Below are 23735 nucleotides of genomic sequence, written 5' to 3'. Positions count from 1 at the left end.
TTTATTTTTTCATTTAAATAGCTTCACTTAAAACCGACAATGGATTATCCTCCAAGTCTTCTTGTTCTTTTAACTCTTCTCGTTTTGCACTTACACTTAATATGATTCCTATTGATAAACACGTCATCCAAATAGAGGTTCCACCACTACTAATTAATGGTAGTGTTTGACCTGTTACCGGAAATAACTCAACCGCAACCGCCATATTAATCAAAGCTTGAAACACAATTGGCAAGCCCACTCCTAGAACCAATAATTTACCAAAAATGGTATCTGATTTATGACTCACAATTACAATTCTAAATAACAACCACATATATAAAACCAACAAAAATATACCTCCATACAAACCGTATTCTTCAATAATGATGGCAAAAATAAAATCTGATGACGATTGCGGCAAAAAGTTCTTTTGAATACTTTTCCCAGGTCCCAATGGCGTAATTCCTGTAGCGATTGCAATCTTAGCTTTCTCTATTTGATAATCGGCCTCCGTATCCTCTCCATTCGAGAAATTTTCAATTCTACTCATCCAAGTATCAACTCGGTTTGGCATGGCATCCGGAAATGCTTTAGCCACCAGAATAAAAATCGTTAAACCAACAAACCCAGACAATATCATTAGCGCCAAATACTTTAAAGGATAACCCCCTATAAAAGCCAACATCATAATCATGGTAAAAACAATAGCTGTCGTAGAAAAATTAGCTGGCAGTATTAAGATTAAAATCAAGAATACTGGTGACCACAAAGGCAGAATCGTTTCTTTAAATTGAACCTCTTTATCTTTAATTTTTGACAAGTAGCGAGCCACATAAACCATTAATACTACCGCTGCCAGCGTTGATGTCTGAAAAGACATCCCCACTATAGGAATTTGTATCCAACGACTTGCATTTGCTCCATCTATAGTAGTACCTTGTAACATGGTAACCACCAACAGCACAAGTACAATTGGAATCATAACCATAGACAAACCGCGGAAATATTTATAAGGCACTTTATGTATACCAAACATAATAGCAAAGCCTAAAAACAAATGCATAAAGTGCTTTATAAAGAAAGAAAATGTACTGCTATTCCCTCCATGATATGCCAAGTTACTTGCGGCGCTATACACAGGTAAAAACGAAAATATAGCCAACAGCGTGACTATAGCCCAAATGGCTCTATCCCCTTTTATCTGTTTGAATAAATTTTGCATTTCCCGTTTTCTTATTTCTGCATATGCAGAAATCTAATTATGTATTCTTTATATTTTGAATCCCTGCTTACACAAGAACTACAGCGTTCTATAAATTACGAACCGCATTTTTAAATTGTCTTCCTCTGTCCTCATAGTTTTCAAATAAATCGAAACTAGCACAAGCAGGAGATAACAATACATTATCACCAGCATTAGCCAATTTGTATGCTATTTTTACTGCTTCACTCATGTATTGTGTCTCTATAATAACATCTACCATGTTTTCAAAAGACTCCATAAGTTTTGCATTATCCACACCTAAGCAGATGATAGCTTTTACTTTTTCGTTTACAAATTTGAATAACTCTCTATATTCATTGCCTTTATCTACGCCTCCTACAATCCAAACTGTTGGAGCATCCATACTTTCTAAAGCGAAATAGGTTGCATTAACATTGGTTGCTTTTGAGTCGTTGATATATTGCACTTTATTAATCTTTAAGACGTGCTCTAAACGGTGCTCAACACCTTGAAAATTTTCAAGACTTTCGCGAATCGTTTGTTTTCTAATTTTAAGTAAATGCGCCACAGTAGAAGCTGCCATTGCATTCTTCACGTTGTGTTTCCCTTCTAATGCTAAATTATCTGTTGGCATAATGATTTTATTATTATCTATTGTTATTATTATATTGTTGTTGTCTAAATACGCTCCTTCATCAATTTTCTTCGTCAATGAAAAAGGCAATTTTTTGGATTGAATTTGATGCGTTTTCATATAGTCTAAAATGACCTCATCGTCCGCATCATATATAAAATAGTCCTCTTCTGTTTGGTTCTCTACCACTCTAAATTTTGAAGCGATATAGTTTTCAAATTTATAATCGTACCGATCTAAATGATCTGGTGTAATATTGGTTAATACTGCAATTTTTGGTTTAAAATCAATAATATCATCTAATTGAAAACTACTAATCTCCAAGACATAGTTATCATGATTTTTCTCTAAAATTTGCTTCGCGAAACTATCTCCTATATTACCCGCTAACCCAACATCTAGTTCTTGTTTTAACACGTGATGCGTCAACGTTGCCGTAGTCGTTTTACCATTACTACCGGTAATAGCTACCAAAGTTGCTTCGGTAAATTTTGAAGCAAATTCAATTTCCGAAACCACTTTAATTCCTGCATCACGGATTTGTTTCACCAAAGCCACTTTATCTGGAATACCAGGACTTTTCATGACGATGTCTGCATTCAGAATTTTTGATTCTGTATGCTGTTCATCTTCAAATTCAATCTCATTATTTAAAAGAACGTCTTTATATTTTTCTTTAATCTTTCCTTTGTCTGATACAAATACCTCGTATCCTTTTGATTTTGCTAAAAGCGCTGTACCTACTCCACTTTCTCCTCCACCTAATATGACCAGTCTTTCTTTTTTCATTTTAGTATCAAATACCCACAAGGTTTTTAAAACCTTGCAGGATTATAATCCTTATCTAATTTTCAAGGTTACTATTGTTATAATAGCAAGCAGAATTCCAATAATCCAAAAACGCGTAACAATCTTACTTTCATGATAGCCCGATTTCTGATAATGATGATGTAAAGGCGACATTTTGAAAATACGTCGTCCTTCGCCAAACTTCTTTCTTGTGTATTTGAAATAGCTAACTTGTAATACTACTGACAGATTCTCTGCTAGGAATATTCCACATAATATTGGAATCAACCATTCTTTTCTTACCGCTATAGCAATTACAGCTATGATTCCTCCAATCGTTAAACTCCCGGTATCCCCCATAAATACTTGAGCCGGATACGTATTATACCATAAAAACCCAATTAAAGCCCCTACAAAAGCTGCGATGTATATTGTGATTTCTTCCGCTCTTGGGATATACATAATATCTAAGTATCCTGAAAAAACGATATTACTAGAAACCCATGCAAATATCCCTAGGGTTAATACAATTATAGCCGAAGTTCCTGCTGCGAGACCATCAATGCCATCTGTAAGATTTGCACCATTTGAAACTGCTGTAATAATGAAAATACTAACCAAAATGAACACTACCCATGTGTACTTTTCTAAACCTGGATGGATCCAAGTGATTAAATCTGAATAATCAAACTCATTATCTTTTAAAAAGGGAATCGTTGTTTTTGTTGACTTTTCTTCCGCTTTAAATAATTTTGCTGCTTGAGCATCTGGATTTTCAGCACGAATTTCATTCTGTTGCTGAATAGGTAATTTTTCTTTTAACGTTACATCTTGATGAAAGAATAATGTTGCTCCCACAATAATTCCCAAGCCAACTTGACCCAACACTTTAAACTTTCCTTTTAATCCTTCTTTATCATTTTTAAATTTCTTGATATAATCATCAATAAAACCAATGGTTCCCATCCAAAGCGTGGTAACAATGAGAAGTATGATATAAATGTTTTCGAGTTTCGCTAATAACAGCACAGGAATAAGCGTCGCTAGAATAATAATGATTCCGCCCATTGTTGGTGTTCCTGCTTTTTCTACCTGACCTTCTAGCCCTAAATCACGAATCGTTTCACCAACTTGTTGTTTTTGCAAAAACCGAATGATGCGTTTACCAAAAATTGTAGAAATCAACAATGACAATATAATTGCCACAGCCGCCCTAAAGGTTATAAACCCAAAAAGTGATGCTCCAGGAAATTGGAACTGTTGCTCTAGATATTCGAATAAGTAATACAGCATTCTTAGTTATTATTTATTTCTGTAATCGTTTTAAATAGTCTTGAACGATTTTATAATCATCAAAATCAAAGCGCTCGCCTTTAATTTCTTGGTATGTTTCGTGCCCTTTACCTGCAATTAGAATAATATCATTTGGTCCAGCCATTTGACACGCTGTTTTAATCGCCTGCTTCCTATCTGTTATAGACAAGGTCTTTTTAAAATTCTGAGATTCTACTCCTTTTTCCATCTCTTCAATTATGGTTTCAGGCACTTCGTTTCTCGGATTATCACTTGTTAAAATCACTTTCGTACTTAAAGCCGAAGCGATATGCGCCATTTTTGGTCGTTTTGTTTTATCTCTATTTCCTCCACAACCTACAACCGTAATCAACTCTTCGTTTTTAGTTCTGATATCGTTTATAGTCTGCAAAACATTCTTTAAGGCATCTGGCGTATGTGCATAATCTACAATGGCCGTAATCTTCCCTTCGGACATAAAATATTGAAAACGTCCCGCTACATTTTCGAGCTCACTTATGAGTTTCAAAATTTCAACTTTATCTAAACCTAATAGTTCAGCTGTACCATATATCGCTAGAATATTGTAGGCATTAAAACTTCCTATTAATCGTGTCCATAATTCACTTTCATTCAACTTTAACAGCAATCCACTAAATTCATTTTCTAAAATTTGCGCTCTATAATCCGCATAATTTTTTAAGGCGTATGTATACTTTTTGGCTGCTGAGTTTTGAAACATCACCAAACCATTTTTATCATCAATATTGGTTAATGCAAAAGCATCTTTTGGTAATTGATCGAAAAACCGTTTTTTCACATCTCTATATTCTGCAAACGTGTCGTGATAATCTAAATGATCGTGCGATAGATTTGTAAAAATGCCGCCTTCAAATTTTAAACCTTCTGTTCTACTTTGATGAATACCATGAGAACTCACTTCCATGAAGCAAAATTCTACACCTTCATCATTCATTAGCTGTAAATATCTATTTATAGTTAAAGAATCTGGCGTGGTATGCGTGGCCTTATAAGTCGCGTTATCTACCATGATTTTTACGGTAGATAGCAGCCCTACTTTATAACCTGCCTTTTTAAACAACTGATACAATAAACTTGACACTGTTGTTTTTCCATTCGTTCCTGTTACACCAACTAATTTTAAATTCTCAGATGGGTGACCATAGAAATTAGCCGCCATATAAGCCATGGCCTGATTAGAATTAGCGACTTCAATATAAGTAATGCCATCTTCTAAATTCTCAGGAAGCACCTCACAAATTATTGCCGTAGCGCCATCTTTTATTGCTTTTTCAATAAAATTATGACCATCTGTGATAGTACCCGATATGGCTACAAAAATATCATTGACTTCTATTTGACGTGAATCAAATTCAATTTTACCCACAGTAATACTTGTGCTGCCAACGACTGCATTTATTGTAACCTTATATAATATGTCTTTTAATACCATCATGACGCTTCTAAAACAATGGTTTGATTGGTTTGTAATTTTTGATGTTTTTCTACAGACTGTTTTTTAATCACTCCATTTCCATTTAACTTCACCCTAACATCAATCTGCAAATTCTCTAACAATGCAAGAGCATCCATAGCTGGCATACCAACAACACTTGGCATTAACTCCTTATACTTACGCGCGTTTTCATAGTAACTTTCAAAATCTTCGTTAACCAAATTATCACTAAAATTCAACGATTTTACTTCATCTATAATTGGCGTGTCGGTATATATTTTTTGAGCAACTCTTTTAAATACTGGCCCAGCCACATCAGATCCATAAATACCTACTTTTGTGCTTGGCTTATGAATAACTACAATACACGAGTATTTTGGATTGTCCGCAGGAAAATAACCAGCAAACGAAGAAATATATTTCCTATTCTTATTCCATTCTTCCGTATTTGCATAATCCGTTCTTGCCGTACCTGTTTTACCAGCCATAGAAAACGTCTCCGAATACATACGAGCACCCGTACCACGAATAACAACATTCTTTAGAATATCGCGCATTTCATTCAAGGTCTGGTTAGAACATATTTTCTCAACAAGCACTTCTTTTTTAAACACTTCAATGTTTTTATCAAAAGACTTTACCGATTTCAAAAAACGTGGTTTTATCAATTCCCCATCATTAGCAATAGCATTATAAAACGCTAAGGTTTGCAATGGCGTCATTCTAAGATTGTAACCATAAGCCATAGAAGGCAACGCGTTTCTACTCCAGTTTGAAGCTCCAGGCTTAGGAATATCTGGTTTCCCTTCTCCAATGATAGCAACACCTAAAGGTTTATCTAGTCCCCAAGAACTCAATCGATTTAAAAACTTCTCTGGTTGTTTTGAGTAATGCTCATCTATAATCGTTGCCATACCGATATTAGAAGACACTTCCAATGCGCGTGCAGCAGAAATCTCTCCATAACCATTACCCGAATCTGTAATAACACGACCATAAAAAGACTTTCTTCCTTTTTTAGTATCAACAACTGTTGACGTATCCACAACCTTATCTTCTAATGCCGCCATCAAAGCCATCACTTTAAATGTAGAACCTGGTTCATGACTTTCTCCAACCGCATAGTTTAAGCGTTCGTAGTAGTTTCCGTTTTTGTTTCTCCCAAGATTTGAAATCGCTTTAATCTCTCCTGTTTTCACATCCATTACCACCACACAACCGTGATCTGCTTGGTAAATCTCTAATTGCTTCAACAAAGAATGATGTGCAATATCTTGAATATTGACATCAATAGTCGTGTAAACATCGTAACCATCTTGAGGCTCTATCTGGTCGAAATCAGCGATAGGTTTCCATTGCCCATTCCCTATTTTTTGCTTTAGACGCTTACCATTTTTACCCTGCAAATATTTTACACCAAAAGCACCATCGATTCCTGGTCTTGTAAAATTACCATCCTCATCTTGTCGCTCGTATCCAATAGTACGTTCCGCAATACCTCCCATCGGATGCTCACGTCTTGTCGTTTGCTCAACAATCAAACCTCCTTTAATTGCCCCGAGGTTTAACAAAGGAAAATTGCGCATTCGGATATAATCGGAATAGCTAATATTTCGAGCTAACAAAAAATATCTATTTTTATTTTTTCGCGCTTTACGAATGATATTCTTGTAATAAGACACCGGCTTACCTTTGTAAGCATGAAGCGAATCTGCCAAAGCTCCGATGTACTTTTCAAATGTGACTTCTTTAGCCTGAATGGCATCAATTCTAATATCATATTTTGGAATCGAAGTCGCTAACAAACTCCCATCCGCAGAATACACATTACCACGATTTGCAGGAATATCAAAATCCTCTAAAGTTCGTTTCTCAGCAAGCGCTCTATATTCATCACCTTGAATAAACTGAATACTCACCAACTTGAACACCACAGCCAAGGCGAATACAAACATGCAGCCTGCTACGAAGTACAATCTGTTTAATATGTTTTTTTCTGTTATTGCCAAAGTTTAATGTTGTTACTATTGTGATTTTACTCGATAATCGAGATTTAATTTATTTTAAGACTGCTTAAAAAGCTATTTCAAATTCCAAACCTTTTTACTTTACCGGTTTAGATGATTTCACTATTATTTTCGTTGGTGGATTTAAGGAAATTCCAATATCCTTTTCTTTCATTTCTGCCTCTACAAAAGATTCCTTTTTAAGCTGCATCAACCTCCCTCTTTTATCTACAAATGCCGAGCGCAATTCTTTAACTTCATTGGTTAAATTTGCTATCTCATATACTTTTTGATCTGCACTATGCGAACTTGCAATCATTATGATAGCTAGAAACGAAATAAAAATGATGATACGCCAATTTTTGAACGAATCATCACTGATTAGAAACTTACCCCTTAATATGCTGTATATGTTTTTTTTCATATTTTTTTGGCAATCCTCAGTTTCGCACTTCGCGCTCTATTGTTTTGTTTTATTTCTTCTTTAGAAGGCACAATTAAACCTCCAACTTTTTTTAATGGCACTTCAAAGTTCCCAAACATATCTCTCTCTGGTTCCCCTTCAAATAATCCATTCCGTATAAAACGCTTAACTAGTCGATCTTCTAAAGAATGGTATGAGATAAAACTTAAGCGACCATCTTTTTTTAAGATTTCAGGTGTTTGAAGCAACAACTCTTTTAAAACTTCAATTTCTTGGTTAACCTCAATTCGAATGGCTTGATAAATTTGTGCTAAAACCTTATTCTCTTTTTGATGATTTAAAAATTGTTTTAAAACCGCTTTTAACTGCTCGCTTGTTTTAATTTCAGCATTCTTTCGTTCATCAACAATTACTCTAGCCATTGCTGGTGCATTTCGCAATTCACCATATTGAAACAAAACAGCTCTTAATTGCTCTTCGTCATAATTATTAATAACTTCGAAAGCAGACAGCTTACTGTCTTGGTTCATTCGCATATCTAAATCCGCCTCAAAACGTGTTGAAAATCCACGCTCAGCAACATCAAATTGATGTGACGACACTCCAAAGTCCGCCAAAACACCATCAACTTCTTTAGCTCCATAGAATCTTAAAAATCGCTTTACAAATCTGAAGTTCTCATTAATCAATACAAAACGATCATCATCAATTGTATTTGCTAATGCATCTTTATCTTGATCAAAAGCGTACAACTTTCCATTTGGACCTAATCGTGACAAAATCTCTTTACTATGACCTCCACCACCAAAAGTGACATCCACATATACTCCATCTGGCTTAATTGCCAAACCATCAACCGTTTCTTTTAGTAATACTGCGTTATGATAATCCATTGTCGTCATCCTCTTGTCCCATTACTTCCTCGGCCAAATCTGCAAAATCTTCAGCCGCATCATCAATAGCTTGTTCGTATTTATCTTTATCCCAGATTTCAAGAATATTTACTGCAGACGCCAAAACAACTTCTTTAGTAATACCTGAAAAACCTATTAAATCTTTTGGAATCAATAAGCGACCAGCGCTATCTACTTCCACCATTTTAACACCAGCCGTAAAACGTCTGATAAAATCATTATTCTTCTTCTTAAAGCGATTGAGCTTATTAATTTTCTCCATCATTTTATTCCATTCGGACATAGGATAGAGCTCCAAACACGGTTGAAAAACTGCGCGCTTTAAAACAAAACCATCTTGCAAAGCTGCCGACAACTGCTTTTTAAGCACAGCAGGTATCATTAGCCTTCCTTTGGCATCAGCTTTACATTCGTATGTTCCTATAAATGAATTCAAAAGGTTTCGTTTACCACTTTAACGGTTAAGATTCAAAGATATTGAAAAAATCACCACTTTTTACCACATTCTACCACATTTGTTGATAAGTTTTAGTTTGAAATTACCTCAATATATTATGACGTCAATGAATTCAACTTTTAAACAAATATTTTAAAGTGGGAATTATTAACATTGACCAACACAACTCCCTTCTAATAAAAAAAGTTGATATTTTTTCCATATTATTTATATTCTAAAGGATTTGGTTATATTTGTTTCTAACACACAAGCACGAACTCGCACATGGCACACCTTTTAAAGAAAGAAAAGGATTTTAGATATATTGAAGTAGGCGAAGGCACACCAATTATTGTGTTGCATGGTTTAATGGGAGGCCTCAGTAATTTTGACGGAGTCACTAAATACTTTAGCTCTAGGGGCTATAAAGTTATCATTCCAGAACTTCCTATTTACAGTATGTCGTTGTTAAAAACCAACGTTAAAAGCTTTGCTAATTATCTCAAGGATTTTATTGAGTATAAAGGTTTAGATAACGTTATTTTACTTGGCAATTCTCTTGGTGGCCATATTGGTTTGTACCACACAAAATTATACCCTAAAAAAGTAAAAGCATTAATTATCACTGGAAGTTCAGGACTTTATGAAAGCGCAATGGGAGGTGGCTACACCAAACGGAGTGACTATGAAGTAATGAAAAAGAAAGCGCAAGAGGTGTTTTACGATCCGGCGGTAGCGACCAAAGAAATTGTAGACGAAGTCTATGAAACCGTAAACGACCGTAATAAGCTTATAAAAACCTTAGCGATCGCCAAAAGTGCCATAAGGCACAATATGGCTAAGGATTTACCAAAAATGACGACACCTATTTGTATCATTTGGGGGAAAAACGATAATGTCACTCCACCTGAAGTTGCGGAAGAATTCCATGAACTTTTACCTGATTCTGAATTGCATTGGATTGATAAATGTGGACACGCAGCAATGATGGAGCATCCAGAAGAATTTAATACAATTCTTATGGGCTGGCTAGAAAAGCGTGAATTTTAGGTAAAAAAAAGCTTAAAGACTGGAAAGTCGGAAGCACGAAGTAAAAATATCACTCAAAGGTGCAGAAACGCAAAGTTTATACTTAAAAAAATGTGACTGGCATTTGTCCTTTTGGAAAGCCCCATTTTTTACTTCACAAAAGACTAAGTTTAATTAAATAAGATTCTCGTTTTTACGGGAACTGAAGATGAAAATAAAATCAGCTGAATTTGTAGTTAGTAATTCTGAAGTGGCAAAATGCCCCAAGAATGCCCTACCCGAATATGCCTTTATTGGGCGAAGTAATGTTGGAAAATCGTCATTAATCAACATGCTAACTGATAGAAAAAGTTTAGCAAAAACTTCTGGCCGACCAGGAAAAACGCAGTTAATCAACCATTTTCTTATTAATGAGAATTGGTACCTAGTAGATTTACCAGGTTATGGTTATGCACGCGTGTCAAAGTCCTCAAAGAAGAAATTTCAAAAGTTTATTACCGATTATTTTGAAAAACGTCAACAATTGGTTTCTGCTTTTGTACTCGTAGATATTAGACACAAACCGCAACCCATAGATTTAGAATTTATGAAATACATGGGAGAAAGCGAAATTCCTTTTGGTATCATATTTACCAAAGCTGACAAGTTAAAACCAAAAGCTATTGAACGTCATGTAGATGAATACTGCCAAGAGCTACTTAAATTCTGGGAAGAATTACCACCTTACTTTGTAACGTCTGCTTCTAACTACATAGGTAAGGATGATGTACTAAACTTTATTGAAGACACCAACGAAGAAATTGAACAACTGAGGTCAAATAATTAAGATTTCACATCCAAAGCATCACGCAAAGCATTACCCACTAACATAAAAGCCATAACCAATAGCATAATACACACTCCAGGAATGAGTGCTAAATACGGTTTACCTAAAATGATATAATTGTAATGGTCTTTTATCATAGCTCCCCAACTTGCCATTGGCGGTTGCGCTCCAATACCCAAGAAACTAAGGCCACTTTCTATTAAGATAGCTGCTGCAAAATTTGCTGCAGAAATAACGATTAATGGTCCAAAAATATTGGGTAAGATGTGTTTGGTGATAATTCTATAGTCATTATAGCCCAAAGCTCTAGCAGCTGTGACGTACTGCATTTCTTTAGCACTGATGATTTGCCCTCTTACCACTCTTGCTACTTCTACCCACATAGTTAAACCTACGGCTATAAACACCTGCCAAAAGCCTTTTCCTAAAGCCAACGTAATAGCAATCACTAATAATAAGGTTGGGATAGACCAGGTTACATTGATAACCCACATAATAAAAGTATCAATCTTTCCTCCATAGTAACCTGCTAAACTCCCCATTATGAGTCCTACAATTAATGAAATAAAGACTGCTACAAAGCCAATAAAGAACGAAATACGAGAACCTATTAAGATACGACTCAAATAATCGCGTCCATATTTATCAGTACCAAAAACAAAACTTTTAGTAGTTATATAAGATTCGTAATTCGAACTTGGAAAACGTGACACCGCAATTTTCTTTTCTTCACCTTGTAGTCCATCTGAAGCATATTCTACATAAGCTAAAACACCATTTTTCACATTATGAGATTGAATAGGAATCTCGGTATCTGTGTTATTATAACCAAAGAATAATTTTGAAAAAAAGTTTTGTTCTGATTCAATACCAGATGGAATCGTTAACATCTCCACTTCAAAACCAGGCGATTTTGAATGAATAGCTAAATGCATTTGATTGGCGTTTTTTGAAGCATCTGGCGCGAATAAATAAGCAAACACAGAAACCAAACCAATACAAATAATAATACTCAAACTAAAAACGCCCCAAAAGTTTTTTTTAAACTTTTGAAGCGCTAAGCTTGTTAATGACTTATTTTGATTAGACATTCATCTTAATTAATTAGTAGGCATCTTGTTTCAGTCATTTAGATTTCACTAAGTAGCACAAAACAAGGCTCTTTTATTACTTTAATTCTTTACAGAATTAGCAACTTTATTTTTTATCTCGTAAGTCATTTTCAAATCATGAAGCACATTAATTGCTTCCTCAACATAGACATCCTTTGCTAAAGCTTTATGCCAACGATCACGTTTTTCTAATAATACAGAATCTTCGTTCATTAGCTTTACTTCGTAAGGCAATGAGCTGAATGTTAAATTCGTTTGATATTCTGAAAGTTTTGTAAAACGCTTCGCTTCCTCTTCATTAATCTCCATTTCCTTTTTATAGGTATCATAGTTTAACGAGTACGACTCACGGTCTCTTATTTTCTTCACCCATTGTGCATTGGCATCAATAAGCTTCAACTGCTCATTACCAGCCATTCTTGCTTTACTTTTACTAATTGTAGTATCGTAATCAAAGTAATTACTCCAAACTTCATAATCAGCAGCATCAATTTTATCCCACGCTAATGGATTGTCTTGATCTTTTTCTCCAATATTAATATAACTGTAACGGTCTGGCACAACAACATCACTCTTTACACCTTCTAACTGTGTTGAACCTCCATTAATTCTATAAAATTTCTGAGTGGTAAACTTTAAAGCCCCCATATCTCCTTTGGTGTTGTTTTTTACCATTCGGTTTAGATCCATCACAGTTTGCACTGTTCCTTTACCGTAGGTTTGCTTGCTACCAATAACAATTCCTCTTTTATAGTCTTGCATTGCTGCTGCTAAAATCTCAGAAGCAGAGGCCGATAATTCATTTACTAAAATCACTAAAGGTCCGTCCCAAACTATAGATGCATCTTTATCACTAAGTACTTCTTTAGCTTCTCCTGTTGTTTTAACTTGTACTACTGGTCCTTCTTCAATAAATAAACCAGCAATATCTACAACAGTTTGTAGAGAACCACCACCATTATTTCTTAAATCCATTACTAAACCTTCAACCCCTTCTTCTTTTAATCTTAAGATTTCTTGTTTAATATCTGAAGCTGCATTTCTTTCATTATAATCTTCAAAACTGATGTAAAATTTAGGAAGATTAATAACACCAAAGGTTTTCCCATCTTTTTCAACTATTGAAGATTTTGCGTACGTTTCTTCAAGTTCTACGATATCTCTTTTTATAGAAACATCCTGAATCGTTCCATCTACCTTTTTTAAGGTTAATGTCACCACAGTTCCTTTTGGCCCTTTTATAAATTTAATAGCATCATCTAATCGCATACCAACAACGTTGATAGCTTCTTTCTCATCTTCTTGTCTAACCTTAAGAATTTGGTCACCCACTTCTAACTCATTAGCTCTCCACGCTGGTCCGCCGCTGATAATTTCATTTACCATAATACCGTCTACTTTCTTTTGTAAACGCGCACCAATACCTTCAAATTTACCTGAAATATCTCTATCAAAGCGCTCCTTATCTTCTGGTGCGAAATAAAATGTATGCGGGTCATACCCTTCTACAATAGCATTTATGTACATTGCAAACCAATCGTTACGTGTTCTATCATCAATGTAATCGTAAAGCTCATCGAGTGATTTTTTTGTCAACAAACGTGCGTCTACTTCTAATTCTTTATCTGATTTTTTAGCTTCCGATTTTTTAGCCTTTGGTTTTTCATTAGCTTCTGAAAAATCAAGATCTGCAGCTGTTTCCGAATCCCCATCAATATCTTGTTGCGAAACCACATCATCAAAATTAACGATGGTAGAAAATTTCAATTGTTGTCTCCAACGCTCTTTCATTTCGCGCTTATTAGACACATAAGTAAGATTCTCATAATTCGCATTGTAGTCTTCGTCTTTAGAGAAATTGAAAGGTTTATCTAACAAATCCTTATACATTTCTTTAGACTCAGCAATACGCTGCAACAACCGTTGATGTGTAAGGTTAAAAAACGACACATCGTAAGCTTTAATTTGATCGTCAATTTTATCCTTGTACGCTTCAAATTCCTTAATATCCGATTCATAGAAATAACGCTTAAACGGATCTAAATTATTTAAATAACTATCATAAACATGTGATGAAAAATCATCGTTAATGTCTTTAGGCTCAAAATGACCTTGACCGAGCAGATACGAAATAAGTTGGATTAACAATTTATCTTTATCTGGATCCTCGAATTTTTTACTCGTAAAACTGCATGAGGCAAATGCTATCAATAAAGCGAGTAACAAAAATTTATAATTCCCTTTCATTTTTCTTTTTTTTATTGTTTTAATTTGGAAAAAATGTGTTCGCCGTGTACACTAATTCTTCAATTGAAGGTTCATCTATGGCTCGGTTCATTTTTCTTTTTTTTATTATTTTAATTTGGAAAAAATGTGTTCGCCGTTTACACTAATTCTTCAATTGAAGGTTTATCTATGGATCGACTCATCTTTTTTTTTACTTATTAATTAAGTAGGTTCTCAATTTTTCACTAAAATAGAAGAAAAAACCGTGCCATAAAAAATAGGTACCCTATTTTTTTGTTAAAGGTGAGTTTGCTTATAAATCGATACCTTTTTTAGTATTTTTACAATTCATTAAATTTTTTGAACAAAATGTCTGCACGCCCTTTAATTTTAGTTACTAATGATGATGGAATAACGGCACCGGGAATTAGAATGCTAATTTCGGTAATGAACAAAATTGGAGATGTTGTAGTTGTGGCTCCAGACAGCCCACAAAGCGCCATGGGACACGCTATTACTCTAAATTCTACATTACATATGGAGAAAATTACAGTGGATGGTAAACAACCAGAGTATAGTTGCTCAGGAACGCCTGCCGATTGCGTAAAATTAGCTGTAAATGAAATTTTAGAAAGACGACCAGACATCTGTGTTTCAGGCATTAACCACGGTTCAAACTCATCCATTAATGTTATTTATTCTGGTACAATGAGCGCGGCTTTAGAAGCTGGTATTGAAAGTATTCCTGCTATTGGATTTTCGTTATTAGATTACAACTGGAATGCTAATTTTGAACATTGCGCGTCTTTTGTAGAAACAATTACCAGACAAGTATTAGAAAACGGGTTACCTGATGGTGTGGTGTTAAATGTTAATTTACCAAACCTAGAAAAAGACGCTATAAAAGGTATAAAAATATGCAGGCAAGCTCGTGCCAATTGGAAAGAGGAATTTGACAAGCGTACAAACCCGATGGGCAGAGACTATTATTGGCTCAGCGGTAAATTTGTAAATATGGATAACGGCGAAGATACTGACGAGTGGGCTTTAGAACATGGCTATGTTTCCGTAGTGCCTGTTCATTTTGATTTAACCGCACACCATGCCATACAGAACTTGAACACTTGGAAATTAAATAATTAAAAAACTATAAAGCTTAGAAACAACAGCATATGAAGAAGGAAATTTTAATAGGTTTTATTGTAGGTGTAATCGCTACAGTTTTCGGGTTTATTTTTGCAATTCAGTTTTTTGGACAATCTGATGATTGGGGAATTGTTATTGAACAAGCCATAGCCGAAGGTTTTTTTACGAAACTTATGAGTATCGGTGCCCTTTTAAACTTGGGAGCTTTCTTCCTTTTCTTAAAGAAAAATAAAGACCATAGAGCAAAAGGTGTTTTAATATCTACAGTTTTAATACTCATTACGACAATGATCATTAAATTTATGAATTAAAATGAAGTATTATATCATTGCTGGTGAAGCCTCAGGTGATTTACACGGTTCTAATCTTATGAAAGCCCTGTTTAAACAAGATGAACAGGCTGAAATTAGATTTTGGGGTGGTGACCTTATGCAGAATGTTGGAGGAGAATTAGTGATGCATTATAAGGAGCGCCAATTTATGGGTTTTGCTGAAGTGATTCTAAATCTTAGAAAAGTCTTAGGACACATAAAGTTCTGTAAATCTGATATTGAAAAATTTCAGCCAGATGTGCTTATTTTTATAGATAATTCTGGTTTCAATCTTAGAATTGCCAAATGGGCAAAAGCACTTAATTACAAAACACATTACTATATATCTCCACAAGTTTGGGCATCTAGAGCAAGTAGAGTCGAAAAAATAAAACATGACGTTGATGCGATGTATTGCATTCTTCCCTTTGAAAAAGAGTTTTATAAAACGTACAACTACGACGTTAATTTTGTAGGCCATCCATTAATCGATGCCATTGCGGATCGGCCACAGGTTGAAGAAACTGTTTTTAGAAAAGAACATAAGCTTAGCGACCAACCTATCATCGCATTACTACCTGGAAGTAGGAAACAAGAAATAACGAAAATGCTTGGTGTGATGCTAAGTTTAGTTGATGATTTTAAAGACTACCAATTCGTCATTGCAGGAGCTCCTAGTCAAGATTATGAATTTTACCAAGGCTTTATAAAAAAGAAGAATATTAAATTCATTTCTAACAGAACATATGATTTACTAAGTATTTCTACTGCTGCTTTAGTTACTTCTGGTACTGCGACATTAGAGACAGCACTATTTAAAGTACCGCAAGTGGTGTGTTACAAAGCCAATGCTATTTCTTACCAAATTGCAAAACGTATCATAACACTCAAATATATCTCATTGGTGAATTTAATAATGGATCGCGAAGTGGTTACAGAACTTATTCAAGGTGATTTAAATAAAAAGCGACTAAAAAAGGAATTAACTTCAATTTTACATCCCGAAAGACGAGAACAACTCTTTTTAGATTATTATGAATTAGAGAAACTATTAGGAGGACGTGGAGCTAGTGAGAATACGGCAAAATTAATTTTCAACGCTATTAGAAATTCAAAATAACAACGACTTAACCTAAATTACACAAATAAACAGCTTACCAAATCTTAATAAAAAATGAAACAACTATTACCCCTTATTTTACTCCTCTTTATTGTTAGCAGTTGCAAATCGAAAAAAACATATTCTAATAAAAAAAACCAAACACATTCTGTAAAGGTTAATACGACTGCAAAACCCACTGCTGAAGCCGAAAGTATTGTTAAATATGCTAAAACTTTTGATGGCACACGTTACAAGTATGGGGGTACTACTAAAAGCGGTATGGATTGTTCTGGCTTAATTTATACGAGTTATAAAAAACATGATGTTAATTTGCCTAGAACAACATCTGGATTAAAAGGTACTGGAGAGTGGATCGATTTAAAAGAGGTTAACGTTGGTGATTTAGTGTTTTTTGCTACTAATAAAAATAGCAGAAACGTAAACCATGTTGGTATTGTAACCAATGTTAGAACTGGGAATGTTGAGTTTATCCATGCCTCAACCAGCAGAGGTGTTATGATTTCTTCTATTGCAGAGAAGTATTGGTACTTTTCTTTTGTGCAGGCACGACGCGTATTGTAATTACAATTTCGCTATCTTAGTAACTCACAATCATGAAGTTACTAAATTTCACCATTATAAAATTAACCATTTGTTTGGTTATTGGGATCCTTCTAGCGCATTTTATTAGGCTAGATTTCCATGTGGTATTATATACAACCATAGGTTTAGTCTTTTGCCTTGGCGTTTACTGGTTACTAATAAAATCTAAAATTAATCGCTCAGCATTTTTCGGAATCCTAGCTTACCTATGTATGGCAGGACTCGGAATGACCTCATACAATCTTCAAGATGAAACACTAAGACCGCAACATTATATTAATCAAAATTCATCTGACCATTATAATGCTATTATTTTTACAATTGAAGAACGACTTAAACCAGACACCTATAATGATAAATATATTGCTTCTGTATTAACTTTTAATAACAAAGACGCCATTGGACATGTTTTGGTTAATATTAGACGTGATAGTGTTCCTGTTCAATTTAATGTTGATGATGTACTCTATGCCAAAACGGAATTAAAAACAATTCAACAACCATTAAATCCCTATCAATTTGACTATAGCAAGTATTTAGAATTAGATCAAGTGTATCATCAGATGTATTTAAATACAGATAACATCTTACAACTTTCAGATTCTAAATCTACTATCTATGGCTATGCTGATGCATTAAGAACTAAAATAAATTTAAAGCTTATCGAAGCAGGATTTAAAAAAGACGCACTCAGTATTATGAATGCGCTTTTACTTGGTCAACGACAAACTATTGATAAGGCTATTTATAATAATTATGTTGACTCTGGTACCATCCATATCCTCGCAGTTTCTGGTCTCCACGTTGGTATTATTTTATGGATTCTTAATTTCTTATTTAGACCACTGCTCTATCTTAAATATGGACATTTTATTAGACCTTTTATTTTAGTTTGCATATTATGGAGCTTTGCTGTAATTGCAGGCCTGTCGCCTTCTGTAACACGAGCGGTAACTATGTTTAGTGTTATAAGTATTGCTATGCACCTTAAACGACGCACTAATATTTATAATACTTTGGTGATATCGGCATTTATTATATTACTGTTTAAACCTACATTTTTGTTTGCTGTTGGATTTCAGATGAGTTATCTAGCCGTGCTAGGTATTGTGAGTGTACAACCAATCATTTATAGACTTTGGAAACCAAAATATTGGATTATTGACAAGCCTTGGCAAATATTTACCGTGACTTTAGCTGCACAGGTTGGAGTTGTGCCGATTAGTTTGTTTTACTTTCATCAGTTTCCTGGTTTGTTTTTTATCTCGAATCTAGTTGTAATTCCGTTTTTAGGTTTGATTCTAGGTTTTGGTTTATTGGTTATTGCTTTAGCTCTGTTAAATGCATTACCCGATTTCTTTGTAATTGTTTACAGTTATATAATTGATAGTTTGAATGGCTTTATCGCTTGGGTAGCTCAGTTTGAAGATTTTCTATTTAGAGATATTCCGTTTACACTACTTCAGGTTATTGTTTGTTATATAATAATTGTGGCTTTGATTCATGTTTATAAATTCCGGAATTTTAAATGGATAGCCATTAGTTTAATTGCTATAATTGGACTTCAAGGTGTTTATTTTTATAATATTTATCAAACGCAACATAATGCTTTAGTGGTATTTAATAAAAGTCGCTATTCAATGATTGGATTAAAAGAAGGTAAAAAAATGACCGTATATCATAATTTAGATTCCGCAAAGCTAAAATCAGAATACGCTCTAACAAATTATAAAGTAGGCGAATCTCTAGACATTATAATTTCGGACAGTTTACAATCTGTTTACCAATACAAGGACAAGATTATTTTAGCCATAGATAGTTTATCTATTTATAAAGGATTATCGTTTAAACCTAATTATATCTTATTGCGGAATTCCCCAAGATTAAATCTTAATAGAGTTATTGATAGTTTAAAGCCACAATTAATCATTGCAGATGCTAGTAATTACAAGTCCTATTTAAAACGCTGGAAGGCAACTTGTGAGCATGAAAAAATCCCTTTCCATCAAACGAATGAAAAGGGAGCTTTTATAATTAAATAATTCGGTTTACTACTCTTTAAACGCTGGAGTAAACGACTTAAAATATTCATTAAACTGTTCTTGCGACGTCATTTCTTTATGTTTATCACTTTGAAAAAGTTTTAAGTACAACTCCAATTGCTGTGGTTTTAAATATCCAGTGATTGGGGAAATAAATCCACCTTCTTCATCAAAAAAGACCATCGTTGGATAGGCTTGTACTTTTAAGTATCGAGAAAATTCGTGCGAACTGTTGCGTCTATTTGCTTTTGTAGCGTCGTAATTTGGATTCTTAAATGTTTGATCCTTGTAAGTCACTTCTTCATTTCCCTCTGCATTAAATTTAACCGCATAATAATGTTCATTGACATAAGCTGCGACATCGGGATTCTGAAATGTATTCTTATCTAACATTTTACATGGACCACACCAATTGGTGTAAACGTCCATAAATATTTTTTTTGGCTCCTTTTCTTGAAGCTCTAAAGCCTCCTCTAAAGTTACCCAATTAATCTCTTGTGCTACTGCTGTTAATGACAATGCAAAAACAGCGATTAATCCTAAGGTTATTTTTTTCATCATATTCGATTTGTTGCAAATAATGAGCCGAACTTACAAAAAATGCTCCTAAACAGGAGCATTTTAGATGTTTTTAACGGTTTTTGTTAACGTACACCGTGCATTAGTTTTTTAAGTAATGGATTTAAAACTACAGAAATTAAACCGACTGCAATCGGAATCACTGCGAAGATTAAAAAGAATACTCCTAAGGAATATTCTTCTGAAATTTTATCAATCATTCCACCCATAGTGTTTGCTACTTTCTGTCCGACAGCAATTGCCAAATACCATACACCAAACATAAACCCAATCATTCTTGCAGGTACTAATTTACTTAGATAGGATAATCCTAGAGGTGATAAACAAAGTTCACCCATAGTATGGAATAAGTAAGCTAATATCAAAAATATCATACTTACAGATGCTGTTTTTGCTCCAGACGGAATATCTGACGCACCATAAGCTAAGATGGCAAATCCTAAACCTAACAGCACTAATCCAATAGCATATTTCATAGCTGCACTAGGATTGTATTTACTTTCCCACCATTTTGAAAACAATGGTGCTAATGTAATAATAAAGAAAGAGTTTAAGATCCCGAACCAAGTTGCATCAACTTTTAAATCTTCAGAAAACGATTTATCATAAATACGATATATCACTAATGCCCAAACACCAATAAAGGCAACAGCCAACATAATATTTGATGCTCCAATTTTAGTAAATGTCTTTTTAAATATTAAGATGATTACATACGTAATGATTATTAGCGGAATCGTAGTTAACAGTCCATCAATAATTTTAAATATGGTAGCTGTATTTCCTACTAAATCTCTATTGGTATAATCACTTGCAAACAATGTCATAGAACCTAAAGACTGTTCAAAGAAAGCAAAAAAGAATACTGTAAACAACGCAAAAATAGAAACTGCAACCAAACGATCTCTAACGATAGGAATATAGCGAGATATACGTCCAATTAATAGCACTAAGAAAAGTACTAAAGCGGTAAGAACAACAATGTTTGAACCACTCATTCCCATAATCTCAAAAGGCAATAGAGAAGTTCCTCCAATCTTCTCTAAAGGATCATTAAAAAGGTAAATAAGTCCACCAACAGATGATAATAATATTAATATTTTATCAAACATGGTAAAAGGATTGAGCTTTATAGCCGCTTCTACTTCTTCTTTAATCACCTCTGGATCTGTAGTATCTTCTCCATCATGTAAAACAACATCGATTTGTTTTGAAGGTGCAGCACCTACTTTACCAAATATTTTATGTGCTAATAAAAACTGAAGCATTCCTAATAACATAAATATTCCGGCCAATCCAAATCCATATGCCCATCCGTAATTTTCAGCTAAATAACCACAAAGCATCATTCCAAAAAAGGCACCTGCATTTACACCCATATAAAAAATGGTGTAAGCTCCGTCTTTTTTAGATTCTCTAGTTTTGTACATCTCAGAAATTATAGATGTAATATTTGGCTTAAAGAAACCAGTTCCAATAACCAATAATGCTAAACCTAAGTAAAATGAAGCAGTTGTTTCAAGCGCCATTGCGGCGTGACCAAGCGTCATAATAACACAACCTATAACTACAGCAATACGATATCCCGTCCATTTATCTGCTATCCAACCACCTAAAATTGGTGTCAAATATAAAAGTGACGCATACGTACCAATTAATGAAAGGGCATGCTCTCGTGGCCAATCCCATCCAGGATTATCACTCATCATTGGAGCCGTTAAAAACAGTATAAGAAGTATACGCATTCCGTAGAATGAAAAACGTTCCCACATTTCTGTAAAAAACAGAATAAATAATCCTACAGGATGTCCAAGAACCGTGTCTTTAAATAGATTTTCAATGTCAGTCTTCATTATTCAAAAGGGTGTAAATAAATTAGTTGCAATTAATCATTAATTAATTCCGTGCATCATTTTCTTCAATTTCGGATTTAAAATCAATAAGATTACCGCAGCGAACATTGGTATAGCAGCAATAATTAAGAAAAAGGTAGACATAGAATACTTCTGCGAGATTTCATCAATATAAGATCCTGTCATACCTGCTATAAAGTTGGCAATTGCCGAAGCTGTAAACCAAAGTCCAAACAGTAATCCTGCTAAACGTTTAGGAGATAGTTTAGATACATACGAAAGTCCTACTGGTGACAAACATAATTCGCCTGTTGTATGAAAAAAGTAAGCCATTATTAACCATACCATACTAACAGATGCACTAGTCGCCCCTTGAGGAATACTATTAGATCCTATAGATAAAACTACAAACCCAATTCCTACTAAAGCCAATCCCATTGCAAATTTCACAGGTCCTGAAGGATTCCATACTTTCTCCCACATTTTACTAAATGAAGATGCTAAAGTGATAATGAAAAAAGAATTCAAAATTTGAAACCAAGACACCGTTACTTCAGTCTGCTCAAGGCTAAATTCTCTATATACTTTCCAGCCACCTAAAAACCAAATAATTAAAAAAGATATCCCTGTGAATATAATGGTTAATGGATAGGTCTTATAAATTTTCTTACCTAAACCATATAGCACCCAAGACACTATTATAATTGGAAAAATAGTTAAAATAGCATCTATCCATTTAAAAATAACACCTGAATTACCTTCTAAAACTCTCTGTGTATAATCTTTTGCAAAAACAGTCATAGATCCACCAGCTTGCTCAAAAGCAAAGAAGAAGAAAATACTGGCAACCATTAGCACACCAACAACCACTAATCTATCTCTTACAATATGAGCAGGAGTTTCAATTTCATCTTCATCATCTGCAATTTTATCTAACTCAGCTTCAAATTGCTTTTTAGGTGTTTCACCAACAACACCAAATATATTACGTCCAAAATAGAATTGTAACATACCAAAAAGCATAAATACTCCAGCCAATCCAAATCCATAGTGCCATCCTATTTTTTCTCCAATGTATCCACAAAGTAACATCCCCAAGAAAGCACCTGCATTAATACCCATATAAAAAATAGTATAACCAGCATCTTTTTTAGAACTTGAATCTGGATATAGATTTCCTACCATTGAAGAAATATTTGGCTTAAACAAACCATTTCCTAAAATCATCATTACAAGACCTGCGTAGAAAAAATTAGGACTAATACCTTCTAAAGCCATGGACGCATGTCCTAAAGTCATAATTAATGCTCCTAATAAAATAGCTTTTCTAAATCCTGTAAATTTATCCGCTAATATTCCACCTAAAAGTGGTGTTAAGTAAACCAAACCAGTGTACCAAGCATAAAGTTGCATAGCATCTGCATTAGTCCATTCCCAGCCTCCTTTACCAATTTCTGTTATTAAAAACACAGTTAATAGTGCTCGCATTCCATAATAACTGAAGCGCTCCCACATTTCTGTAAAAAATAGCACGAACAATCCTGCTGGATGTCCCATTACCATTGCATCATCAATACCTTTTCTATTCAGATGCTTGATTAAAGCTGGATCATTTTCTTGGTTCATAAGTTTAGTTTTTAGGTTTGTTTATTAGTTATGTTTTTATTCTGTCTTTAAAATGTTTTCTGGTAAAAAAAATGAATCAGCACCATCACACTCTCAAAGT

At 34.2% G+C, this 23735-nt stretch carries 20 protein-coding genes; 7 read left to right on the top strand and 13 right to left on the bottom strand.

Annotated elements, in window-relative coordinates:
• Window positions 1-13: 13 nt before the first annotated feature.
• From HM984_RS02730 to mraZ, 8 genes are all read right to left on the bottom strand, one after another.
• The gene (locus HM984_RS02730; RefSeq protein ID WP_115807834.1) at window positions 14-1204 is read right to left on the bottom strand and encodes an FtsW/RodA/SpoVE family cell cycle protein; all 1191 of its coding nucleotides are present in this window, start codon (window positions 1202-1204) and stop codon (window positions 14-16) included.
• Between the two features lie 88 nt (window positions 1205-1292).
• Window positions 1293-2630, bottom strand: a complete 1338-nt coding sequence (murD, locus tag HM984_RS02725) for a UDP-N-acetylmuramoyl-L-alanine--D-glutamate ligase (protein ID WP_179348023.1) — start codon at window positions 2628-2630, stop codon at window positions 1293-1295.
• Window positions 2631-2681: 51 nt separating this feature from the next.
• Window positions 2682-3923 carry a phospho-N-acetylmuramoyl-pentapeptide-transferase gene (mraY, locus tag HM984_RS02720; protein ID WP_115807836.1) on the bottom strand — a complete coding sequence of 414 codons (1242 nt, stop codon included), beginning with the start codon at window positions 3921-3923 and terminating at the stop codon, window positions 2682-2684.
• Window positions 3924-3936: 13 nt separating this feature from the next.
• Window positions 3937-5400, bottom strand: coding sequence for a UDP-N-acetylmuramoyl-L-alanyl-D-glutamate--2,6-diaminopimelate ligase (locus HM984_RS02715; RefSeq protein ID WP_179348022.1), 1464 nt, complete (start codon window positions 5398-5400; stop codon window positions 3937-3939).
• Window positions 5397-7355: a PASTA domain-containing penicillin-binding protein gene (locus HM984_RS02710; protein ID WP_179348128.1), complete on the bottom strand. Its 1959-nt coding sequence runs from the start codon at window positions 7353-7355 to the stop codon at window positions 5397-5399. Before HM984_RS02710 ends, HM984_RS02715 begins: the two co-directional genes overlap by 4 nt.
• A 148-nt stretch (window positions 7356-7503) precedes the next feature.
• Window positions 7504-7830: an FtsL-like putative cell division protein gene (locus HM984_RS02705; RefSeq protein WP_115807839.1), complete on the bottom strand. Its 327-nt coding sequence runs from the start codon at window positions 7828-7830 to the stop codon at window positions 7504-7506.
• Entirely contained in the window at window positions 7827-8723 is an 897-nt protein-coding gene (gene rsmH / locus HM984_RS02700) for a 16S rRNA (cytosine(1402)-N(4))-methyltransferase RsmH (RefSeq protein WP_092466896.1), read from the bottom strand. The genes HM984_RS02705 and rsmH overlap by 4 nt, the downstream gene beginning before the upstream one ends.
• Window positions 8710-9180, bottom strand: coding sequence for a division/cell wall cluster transcriptional repressor MraZ (gene mraZ / locus HM984_RS02695; protein ID WP_115807840.1), 471 nt, complete (start codon window positions 9178-9180; stop codon window positions 8710-8712). The genes rsmH and mraZ overlap by 14 nt, the downstream gene beginning before the upstream one ends.
• 285 nt (window positions 9181-9465) lie before the next feature.
• Here mraZ and HM984_RS02690 point away from each other — a divergent pair, with 285 nt between their 5' ends.
• On the top strand, window positions 9466-10230 hold the full coding sequence (locus tag HM984_RS02690; protein WP_179348021.1) for an alpha/beta fold hydrolase: 765 nt from the start codon (window positions 9466-9468) through the stop codon (window positions 10228-10230).
• A 187-nt stretch (window positions 10231-10417) separates the two neighbouring features.
• A complete protein-coding gene (gene yihA, locus HM984_RS02685; RefSeq protein ID WP_179348020.1) occupies window positions 10418-11035 on the top strand; it encodes a ribosome biogenesis GTP-binding protein YihA/YsxC in 618 nt (205 codons plus the stop codon).
• Here yihA and HM984_RS02680 read toward each other — a convergent pair.
• Entirely contained in the window at window positions 11032-12126 is a 1095-nt protein-coding gene (locus HM984_RS02680) for an ABC transporter permease (RefSeq protein ID WP_179348019.1), read from the bottom strand. The genes yihA and HM984_RS02680 overlap by 4 nt on opposite strands.
• Window positions 12127-12207: 81 nt before the next feature.
• Window positions 12208-14394 (bottom strand): carboxy terminal-processing peptidase, encoded by a 2187-nt coding sequence (locus HM984_RS02675; protein WP_179348018.1) that lies wholly within the window; start codon window positions 14392-14394, stop codon window positions 12208-12210.
• 348 nt (window positions 14395-14742) lie between these two features.
• Here HM984_RS02675 and surE point away from each other — a divergent pair, with 348 nt between their 5' ends.
• The 5 genes from surE to HM984_RS02650 are packed head-to-tail and all read left to right on the top strand — an operon-like array spanning window position 14743 to window position 19577.
• Window positions 14743-15516 carry a 5'/3'-nucleotidase SurE gene (gene surE / locus HM984_RS02670; protein ID WP_179348017.1) on the top strand — a complete coding sequence of 258 codons (774 nt, stop codon included), beginning with the start codon at window positions 14743-14745 and terminating at the stop codon, window positions 15514-15516.
• Window positions 15517-15545: 29 nt separating this feature from the next.
• Window positions 15546-15830, top strand: coding sequence for a hypothetical protein (locus HM984_RS02665; protein WP_115807846.1), 285 nt, complete (start codon window positions 15546-15548; stop codon window positions 15828-15830).
• Window position 15831: 1 nt separating this feature from the next.
• The gene (lpxB, locus tag HM984_RS02660) at window positions 15832-16950 is read left to right on the top strand and encodes a lipid-A-disaccharide synthase (RefSeq protein ID WP_179348016.1); all 1119 of its coding nucleotides are present in this window, start codon (window positions 15832-15834) and stop codon (window positions 16948-16950) included.
• Window positions 16951-17004: 54 nt separating this feature from the next.
• Complete coding sequence (locus HM984_RS02655) at window positions 17005-17514, top strand: C40 family peptidase (RefSeq protein ID WP_179348015.1); 510 nt, start codon at window positions 17005-17007, stop codon at window positions 17512-17514.
• A gap of 32 nt (window positions 17515-17546) precedes the next feature.
• On the top strand, window positions 17547-19577 hold the full coding sequence (locus tag HM984_RS02650; RefSeq protein WP_179348014.1) for a ComEC/Rec2 family competence protein: 2031 nt from the start codon (window positions 17547-17549) through the stop codon (window positions 19575-19577).
• 9 nt (window positions 19578-19586) lie between these two features.
• On the opposite strand, the gene HM984_RS02645 is transcribed toward HM984_RS02650, so the two are convergent.
• The 3 genes from HM984_RS02645 to HM984_RS02635 all read right to left on the bottom strand — a co-directional run bounded on the left by HM984_RS02645 (window position 19587) and on the right by HM984_RS02635 (window position 23572).
• Window positions 19587-20138, bottom strand: a complete 552-nt coding sequence (locus HM984_RS02645; RefSeq protein WP_115807850.1) for a thioredoxin family protein — start codon at window positions 20136-20138, stop codon at window positions 19587-19589.
• Between the two features lie 83 nt (window positions 20139-20221).
• Window positions 20222-22009 carry a peptide MFS transporter gene (locus HM984_RS02640; RefSeq protein WP_179348013.1) on the bottom strand — a complete coding sequence of 596 codons (1788 nt, stop codon included), beginning with the start codon at window positions 22007-22009 and terminating at the stop codon, window positions 20222-20224.
• Window positions 22010-22048: 39 nt separating this feature from the next.
• A complete protein-coding gene (locus HM984_RS02635) occupies window positions 22049-23572 on the bottom strand; it encodes a peptide MFS transporter (protein ID WP_371312045.1) in 1524 nt (507 codons plus the stop codon).
• Window positions 23573-23735: the final 163 nt, after the last annotated feature.

This window comes from Winogradskyella pacifica, assembly GCF_013403915.1.
Taxonomy (GTDB): Bacteria; Bacteroidota; Bacteroidia; order Flavobacteriales; family Flavobacteriaceae; genus Winogradskyella; species Winogradskyella pacifica.
This window is presented reverse-complemented; position numbering and strand designations above follow the sequence as displayed.